Origin of the sequence: Nonomuraea antri (assembly GCF_013283785.1) — a bacterium.
GTDB classification, from domain to species: domain Bacteria; phylum Actinomycetota; class Actinomycetes; order Streptosporangiales; family Streptosporangiaceae; genus Nonomuraea; species Nonomuraea antri.
The window spans coordinates 149,714-157,892 of record NZ_JABCPZ010000001.1 but is presented as its reverse complement, the minus strand read 5'-3'; the positions used below and the strand labels follow the sequence as shown (position 1 = coordinate 157,892).

The window sequence follows — 8,179 nt, the reverse complement described above, 5'->3', positions numbered from 1 at the left end:
GGCGTGGGGATGCGGGCGGTCGTGTCCGTGCGGCGCGGGCCCGCCGGGCTGATGCTGCGGATACGACACGGCTGCACTCCACGATCACGTTGGTCACGCACGTTGGTCACGGCCATGCTGTGACGCCTGAGACCCCGGTCAGGTTCACACCGCTCAGGACAGAGCCCACTCACCGTGGATCTCGCTGTCGAAGCTCCTGGCGAAGCCGTAGCGGAACGTGAGAGGCACCGCCGTCTCCGGGATCTCGAACACGATCAGCCCGGTCTGCCTGTCACCGGTCTTGAGCTGGGTGAGCTGGAACGCCTGCCCCTCGCGGATGTCCCCGTCGCCGCCCGGGCTCACCGCCCGGTGGCTCTCGCCGGCGTCGTCGACCAGTTCGGCGTGCTCGCTCGGCCATTCCTGGTAGATCTCGCCGCCCTGGTTCCTGATCGTGAGGTGCACCGCCACGAGCCGGTGTCCCGGCTTCGGGGTGAAGAGCGTGTTCTGCGACGTCACCGGCGACATGAGCCGGTTGGCGGTCACCGCGATCTCGCGATCGGGATAGTCGACGGGGTCGCCCTCCATCACGACCGTGTCGCCGAGCCGGGCGGCGGCCCGGGTGTCAGGCGTGTCAGGCGTGTCGAGCGTGCTGGGCGTGGCGGGCCTGTCCGTCCGGTCGTCCTGGCCGCGATCGGGGACGACGTTCGGCTCGTTCGGGACGTTCGGCGCGATGGGCTGCCTGGGGCTGCTCGCCTCGGCCGCCGGGGTGTGCCCGGCGGTGAGCAGGATGAAGATCGTCAAGCCGTTGCCGAGCAGCAGCAGAGTCACCCCGACGGCCAGCGCCACGACGACGCCCGCACCGCCCTTCCGAGGGGGCGGCTGAGGAGTGTTCGCCCAGTGGGCGGGGGGTGCTGGTCCGTATCCGGGAGGAGTGGGCTGCGGCGGATACGACAAGGCTTCTCCAAGAAAGAAGGGTCGTGCCTGTCGCCCCATAGTAAAAAGGGGCCGCGAATCGCGACCCCTTTTCATCCGTTTCAGTTGGGTAGTTCCAGCACCCGGGCATGCAGGATGGATCTTTGGTGCAGCGCCGCGCGCAATGCCCGGTGCAGCCCGTCCTCCAGGTAGAGCTCGCCCTGCCACTGCACCACGTGCGGGAAGAGGTCGCCGTAGAACGTGGAGTCGGCGGCGAGCAGGGAGTGCAGGTCCAGCATGGCCTTAGTGGTGATCAAGGAGTCGAGCCGGACCTGCCGCGGCGGTATCTGAGCCCACTCTCGATGGGTCAGACCATGGTCGGGATAAGGGCGTCCGTCGCCGACAAGCTTGAAGATCACCCCATTGATTTTAGGAGAGAATTCGTTTGCTTGTGCTATCGGTGGACGTCAGCCCAGCTCAGCGAGGTCGCAATCGCCGGGCTGGCCGCTTTTGTAGCCGCGCTGGAACGCGTTGACGCGTTGCTCGGAAGATCCGTGGGTGAACGATTCCGGATCTACCCGGCCGCGCGTGCGTTGCTGGATTCTGTCGTCGCCGACGGCGGCCGCGGCGTCGAGCGCTTCGGAGATTTCCGCCGCGGTGAAGGGTTTTTCGTAGAAGCCGGTCTTGACGGCATTGTGCGCCCAGACGCCCGCGTAACAGTCGGCCTGCAGCTCGACAGGGACCGAGCTGCCCGCGTTGAGCGCGCCGAGCAGGTTCTGGACGTGGTGTCCGTACTCGTGCGCGATCACGTACGCCTGCGCGAACGGCCCGCCCTTGGCGCCGAACTGGCTGTGCAACTGGTCGAAGAAGCTCAGGTCGAGGTAGACGCGCTGGTCGCCGGGGCAGTAGAACGGGCCGGCCGAGGAGTCGGCGTTGCCGCAGGCGGTACGTACGCTGCCCGAGTACAGGATGGTCTTCGACGGCTGATACTCGGAAATCTCCTGCTTCCAGTGGTTCTGGATGCTGTTGACCACGCCCACCACGCGGCAACGCTCGGACTGGTCGGCGTCCTTGCCGGTCTGGCACTGCTCGGAGAGGTTCGACTGGGGCCGGCGCTGCGCGGGTTCGCTCCCGCCGCCGTCGCCTAAGTTGCTCACCACGAACACGACCACCATGACGATCAGGCTGACGATCCCGCCGCCGCCGATGATCATCCCGCCGGGGAATCCGCCGCCGCCACCGCCGCCACCGCTCCCGCCGACGTCCTCCACCTGTGAGGTGTCGAGGTTGACGTCGTCCCTGAAGTCCATCGCCAACGTCCCTTCTGGGGCTGCCCAGAAGAACGTCCCTTCTGGGGGCTGCAAAGGACGACTTCCCAGAACGGACGCCTAGATTCCCCCGGAGAACGTGTCGCACCGCTTCGGGTCGCCGCTGTCGTAGCCGACGCTGAACCACTTCTCGCGCTGCTGCGAGGTGCCGTGCGTGAACGCGTCGGGCGTCACGCGGCCCTGCGAGCGGCGCTGGATGCTGTCGTCGCCGACGGCCGCGGCGGCGTCGAGCGCCTGGTTGATGTCGCTCTGCGAGAACGGCTGGCTGTAGAAGCCGGTCTTGACCGCGTTGTGCGCCCAGACCCCGGCGTAGCAGTCGGCCTGCAGTTCCAGCCGCACCGACGGGCTGTCCGCGCCTGGGCGGTTGTCGCGTCCGACCCGGTTCATGGTGCCGAGCAGGTTCTGGACGTGGTGGCCGTACTCGTGCGCGACCACGTACGCCTGGGCGAACGGCCCGCCCTGCGCGCCGAAGTCGCGCTGGAGGGTGTTGAAGAACGACAGGTCCAGGTACACCTTGCGATCGGCCGGGCAGTAGAACGGCCCGACGGACGAATCGGCGGCCCCGCACCCGGTGTTGACCGCCCGCGAGAACAACACGGTCTTGGCCGGCGTGTACGCCGTGCCGCCACGCTGGTCGAAGGCCTGCCGCCAGTACGACTGGATGCTGTTGACCGTGCCCACGATGCGGCAGTCCTCGGACTGGTCGGCGTCGGCCCCGGTCTGGCACCGCTGGGCGAGGTTGCCGCTGGGCGAGAGCTGCGGCGGGGCCTGCGGCTGGCGTCCGCCCTCCTGGCCGGGCGGGCCGTACTGGCCGCCCTCGTCACCGCTGAACGGCGAGGGGACGACCCTGAACAGGAACAACGCGGCCACCGCGACGATCAGCATCAGGCAGCCGCCGCGCCGGCCGAGCAGCGGCAGCAGGAGACATCCGCCGGGCAGGCAGCCGCCGGGCGACATGCCGCCGCCGCCGAAACCGCCGGGCGCCGGTCCTCCGGCTCGTACGTCCTCGACCTGCGACGGGTCGAGTGGCTGATCCTGGTCCCACTGCATGGCTCCCCCCGAACGACATCCTCCCCGGTAAGCGAACAAATACGCACAGTGACCGTTTGGCGGTGAGAGGACACGATCTTTCAGGAAATCGCCTTTTGTCTCGGCCGGGAACGTGATCTCAGTCGGCGGCTCGACCGATCGGATCGCCACAAAATCAGGCCGCAAAGCGAGAAGGGGTGTGCCGTGATCTCGGCACACCCCTTCTGAGCTGGCGGAGGATAGGGGATTTGAACCCCTGATAGGTTGCCCTATACACGCTTTCCAAGCGTGCGCCCTCGGCCACTAGGCGAATCCTCCGCCGACGAGCTTACCGGACTCCCCGAGTTGTGGAGACCACGATTTTGCTGGAGCGAGCACTGCTGTGTCCCGCTAGACTGTTCAGGGACCCCTCGCGCGGCGTCATCCTGTGAACCTCCCCAGGGCCGGAAGGCAGCAAGGATAAGCGGGCTCTGGCGGGTGTGCGGGGGGTCTCTTCGTTGAGAGCCCCCTCGCAGGCGGGATGGTCGTATGAGCCTTGCGCTTTACCGCAAGTACCGACCCGGGACCTTCGCCGAGGTCAAGGGTCAGGAACACGTCACAGACCCGCTGCGGCAGGCGTTGCGCACGGGCCGCATCAACCACGCCTACCTGTTCAGCGGCCCGCGTGGATGCGGAAAGACCTCCAGCGCGCGCATCCTGGCGCGTTCTCTCAACTGCGAGCAGGGCCCCACGCCCGACCCGTGCGGTGTCTGCGAGTCGTGTGTCGCGCTCGCCCCCACCGGTCCCGGCCACCTCGACGTCATCGAGATCGACGCCGCCTCGCACGGTGGTGTCGACGACGCGCGTGACCTGCGTGAGCGGGCGTTCTTCGCCCCCGTGTCCGCGCGCTACAAGATCTACATCATCGACGAGGCGCACATGGTGACCCGCGAGGGTTTCAACGCGCTGCTCAAGCTCGTCGAGGAGCCTCCGCCGCATCTGAAGTTCATCTTCGCGACGACCGAGCCGGAAAAGGTCATCGGCACGATCAAGTCGCGTACGCACCACTACCCGTTCCGGCTGATGCCGCCGACGACGCTGCGCGCGCTGCTGGAGGAGATCCTCACCTCAGAAGACGTGCCCTTCGAGCCGACCGCGCTGCCCATGGTGGTTCGGGCGGGCGCCGGTTCCGCGCGTGACTCGCTGTCCGTGCTCGACCAGCTGATGGCCGGGGCGGAGGACGACGGCATCACCTACGCCAAGGCCGTCTCCCTGCTCGGCTACACCGACGGCGACCTGCTCGACGAGGTGGTCAACGCGTTCGCCGCCCGTGACGGCGGCGCGGTCTTCGGCGCGATCAACCGGGTCGTCGAAGGCGGGCACGACCCGCGTCGTTTCGCCTCCGACCTGCTCGAACGCTTCCGTGACCTGGTCATCCTGGCCAACGTGCCCGAGGCGGCGTCCAGCGGGCTGCTGGACCGTCCTGCCGACGAGCTCGAACGGCTGGTGGCGCAGGCCGCGTCCATGGGGCCGGCCGAGCTCACCCGCGCGGCGGAGGTGTTCAACGCCGGGCTCACCGAGATGCGCGGCGCGACCGCGCCGCGGCTGCTGCTCGAACTGGTGTGCGCCCGCGTGCTGCTGCCCGGGGCGGCGCAGGGCGAGGGGGCGCTGCTCGCCAGGCTCGAACGTCTTGAGCGGGGCGGCGCCGTGGCGCAGATGGCGGCCAGGTCCGCCGCCGCGCCCGCGCCCCATGCCCCCGCGCCTGCGATTCAGCCGGCCGCGCCCGCTTCGGCTCCCGCGACGGGCGCGGTGAGCATTCCGCGGCCCGGGGCGGCCAGTCAGGCCGTACGTGGGCCGGTGATCGACGCCGCGGCGTCCGGTCCAGCGGTCGCATCCGTGCCCGCCCCGGCGGGTGGCACTGGTGGTGGCTCGGGTGCGTCGGACGACTGGCCGGAGACCGTGCGTCCGGGCAGCGGTGGGCAGCCTGCCGCCGCTCCGGCGGCCGGGCCGGGGCAGCCGGACATGGCCGCTTCGGCGGACGCTCCGAGTCCCGTCGCCGCGACTGGCCCGGCTCCGGGCGGGCAGGCGCCGGTGCAGCAGTGGGCGGCCGTGCTGGGCGCGCTCAAGCAGCGCAGCATCGTCGTCTGGGCGAACGTGAGCACCAACGCCCAGGTCGTCGGCGTCGAAGGCAACCTGGTCACGCTCGGTTTCTCGCAGGTCGGCGCGATGAAGAACTTCACCGGTGGCGGCAAGGACGCCGTGGTGGCCGCCGCGCTCGGCGACGTGCTCGGCGGCACGTGGCGCGTGGAAGCGGTGGTCGGCGGCTCGCCGATGCCGCAGGGCGCCAGGAGCGCCGGTCCGGCCAGGCAGGCGCCTCCTTCCCCCGGCTCGCCTGCCCACAGTCCCTCCGCGCCTGCTCACGGGTCCGCGGCGCCGCAGGGCACCACCAGTCCTCAGGGCGGGGCGGGGGCTCCCGGTGTGACGTCTCAGGGGCGTACCGGCTCGCACGGCGGCGGCTCCTCCAGCGAGGCGGGCTCGCCTGAGCCCGGCCACCCTCCGGCCGCCCCGGCACGGGCGACCACCGACGAATCCTGGCCCGACGCACCCGACGACCTCAGCCCGGGCTCCCCGCCGTCCCCTGACCCCACGCAGACCATGCCGGTCGGTCAGGGCGCTCCCGCAGGTGGCGGGCTCGCGGGCGCGGGCCTGGCCGCCGCGCGTTCGGCGGCCAGGGCGGCCGCGCAGGCGGGGCCGCGTACCCCGGCCTCTCGTGGCGGCGGCGGTGGCGGCGGCTGGCCCGAAGCCATCCCGGGGCGGGCCAAGGGCAGCGACGCGGACGAGGTCGACCCGCTGAACGACGCGGACGCCGACGTCGACGCGGTCTCGGGGATGGCGCTGCTGGAGCGTGAACTGGGCGCCCAGGTCATCGGCGAGATCGACCACACCTGACGCTGTCGACATCGATGGCGACATCGGCGTCGTCGACGGTGGCGGCGATTGCGGGCCGATGACGGCGGCCCCGAAGGCGGCGACGACGACGGGGCGATGACGGCGGGGCGATGACGGCGGCGGTAAGGGCCGCTGCGGTGGTGTCGCCGAGGGTGGCGATGGTGGCGGCTCCCCGAGGGGCGCGCAGGCCTGAGGCCGGCCGCCCGGGTGCAGTCGGCGGGCGAGGCGGTTGAGAACGCGGGCCGGAGTGCGCGACATCAAGAACGTGAGCCGCGCCAGAGCGCGCGGCGTCGACAGAGCCGGGCCAGAGTGCGCGACTTCGAGAGGGTCGGGCTGTTGCGCGGGGCGTCGAGAGGACCGGGCTGGAGCGCGGGGCGGTCAGGAGGACAGGCGGGAGCGGGCGGCGGCTGAGCGGGGGTCGGCGGTGAGTGCGGCCAGGCGCTCCAGGATCTGGAAGTCGTCGCGCCCCCCGGACGTCTGTGCGTACGTCCACAGGTCGTCGGCCGCCCCGTCCCGCAGCAGCCGGGCCCGGACCTGGGCCTCCAGCTCGTCCCGTTCCCGGCGGATCTCCGGCGACTCCGAGCGCGGCAGCAGCGGCCCCGGGTACGCGCGGGCCAGCGTCGCCGCGTCGTCGGCGGCCAGCAGCCGGGGCAGGGCCAGGAAGTCGGCCTCCACCGGGCAGGTCAGGTGGTACGGCTTGGCCGCCACCGTGTCGCCGAGCTGGGCACGCAGCCGGTGGATCTCGGCCCGAATGGTGACGGGGTTGCCGTCGTCGCCGTACAGCAGGTAGGACAGCTGCTCGGCGGTCAGGCCCTTCGGGTGCAACGCCAGCAGGGCGAGGATCTCGGCGTGCCGCAGTGACAGCGGCAGCTCGCGGTCGTCCAGCCGGGCGGTGTGCGGCCCGTCGCCCAGGAGCGACAGGGTCAGCGTGGGCGGCGCGGCCGTCGGCGCGGGGCGTACCAGGTAGCCGTCGGAGAAGGGTTCGAGCTGGGCCACGCGCCCGTCGCGCAGGATCATGCGCCGGCCCGCGCCGGGCAGCGGGACGCGTTCGCCGAGCTGCCCCGCCGGGTCGCCGGCGATGACGCGGCCCGTGGGCGACAGCAGGACGGCCCGGGTGTGCAGGGCCTCGAAGCGGCGGCGCAGGCGGTCGTCGCGTTCGTGCATGCGTACGGCGAGCTGCGTCTCGGCGAGCTTGGCCGTGGCGCCGACCAGGGCGACGGTGGCCGGGTGCAGGCTGCGGGCGGTGCCGCTGACGTCGACGCAGCCGATGACCTGGCCGGAGTCCGGGTCGGTGATGGGGGCCGCGCTGCACGACCAGACGTGCAGCACCCGCATCAGGTGTTCCTCCGAGTACACGTGGACGGGCCGGCCGGTGGCCAGGGCGGTGCCGATGCCGTTGGTGCCGACGCTGTCCTCGGCCCACTGGTGGCCGTCGGCCAGGCCGACCTGGTCGGCGCGGCGCATGACGGCGTGGTTGCCGTCGCGCCACAACACCCGGCCGTCACCGTCGGTCACGATCATGACATGTGCTGATTCGTCGGCCATGGCGGTCAATGTCTGGACGAGCAGCGGCAGCAGTGGCCGCAGCGGGTGCGCGTCGCGGATGCCCGCGATGCGCGACGGGTCCCAGGCGAGCGGTGCGCCTCCGCCGTCCGGGTCGATGCCCGCCGCCAGCGAGCGCCGCCAGGAGGCGCTGATCAGGCCGCGGGGCGACGCCGGCCAGACCTCACCGGTCACCGCCGCTTCGTGGGCTCCCCGGAGCAGGCGGGAGTACGCGTCGAGATGGGGGTAACTCATCGGTCACTCCAAGTAGTCAAGTAGAGCATCCGACGTGTCGCCGTCCCGCGCAACCGCTTCTGGGGGATTGCAGGGGGTGATTGAATGAACGCAACGTGTGCGCAACCCCCGCCCGGCTAGCGTTCTCGTTCAACGCGTCGGCGTGGTGCGGCCGCTCCGTCCGACGTGCTGGCCGGGTCCCGGACGCTGGAGGGGGGCCGGGACCC

General features: G+C 71.2%; 6 protein-coding genes, 1 tRNA gene and 1 other RNA gene. 2 read left to right on the top strand and 6 right to left on the bottom strand.

The features are described 5' to 3' along the window. Positions 1 to 153: 153 nt before the first annotated feature. The 5 genes from HII36_RS00690 to HII36_RS00670 all read right to left on the bottom strand — a co-directional run bounded on the left by HII36_RS00690 (position 154) and on the right by HII36_RS00670 (position 3,566). The gene (locus tag HII36_RS00690; RefSeq protein ID WP_173521021.1) at positions 154 to 825 is read right to left on the bottom strand and encodes a DUF4352 domain-containing protein; all 672 of its coding nucleotides are present in this window, start codon (positions 823 to 825) and stop codon (positions 154 to 156) included. 188 nt (positions 826 to 1,013) lie between these two features. Next, positions 1,014 to 1,310, bottom strand: coding sequence for a type II toxin-antitoxin system VapB family antitoxin (locus HII36_RS00685; RefSeq protein ID WP_173521020.1), 297 nt, complete (start codon positions 1,308 to 1,310; stop codon positions 1,014 to 1,016). Positions 1,311 to 1,358: 48 nt separating this feature from the next. Continuing rightward, entirely contained in the window at positions 1,359 to 2,201 is an 843-nt protein-coding gene (gene ypfJ / locus HII36_RS00680; protein WP_173521019.1) for a KPN_02809 family neutral zinc metallopeptidase, read from the bottom strand. 78 nt (positions 2,202 to 2,279) lie between these two features. Then, on the bottom strand, positions 2,280 to 3,269 hold the full coding sequence (gene ypfJ, locus HII36_RS00675; RefSeq protein WP_173521018.1) for a KPN_02809 family neutral zinc metallopeptidase: 990 nt from the start codon (positions 3,267 to 3,269) through the stop codon (positions 2,280 to 2,282). Positions 3,270 to 3,478: 209 nt separating this feature from the next. Continuing rightward, a tRNA-Ser gene (locus tag HII36_RS00670) sits at positions 3,479 to 3,566 on the bottom strand. An 83-nt stretch (positions 3,567 to 3,649) separates the two neighbouring features. Here HII36_RS00670 and ffs point away from each other — a divergent pair. After that, positions 3,650 to 3,745, top strand: an RNA gene (ffs, locus tag HII36_RS00665) — signal recognition particle sRNA small type. Positions 3,746 to 3,776: 31 nt separating this feature from the next. Next, positions 3,777 to 6,176, top strand: coding sequence for a DNA polymerase III subunit gamma and tau (locus HII36_RS00660; RefSeq protein ID WP_173521017.1), 2,400 nt, complete (start codon positions 3,777 to 3,779; stop codon positions 6,174 to 6,176). Between the two features lie 378 nt (positions 6,177 to 6,554). Here HII36_RS00660 and HII36_RS00655 read toward each other — a convergent pair whose 3' ends face one another. Continuing rightward, the gene (locus tag HII36_RS00655; RefSeq protein ID WP_173521016.1) at positions 6,555 to 7,973 is read right to left on the bottom strand and encodes a helix-turn-helix domain-containing protein; all 1,419 of its coding nucleotides are present in this window, start codon (positions 7,971 to 7,973) and stop codon (positions 6,555 to 6,557) included. Between the last annotated feature and the right edge of the window lie 206 nt (positions 7,974 to 8,179).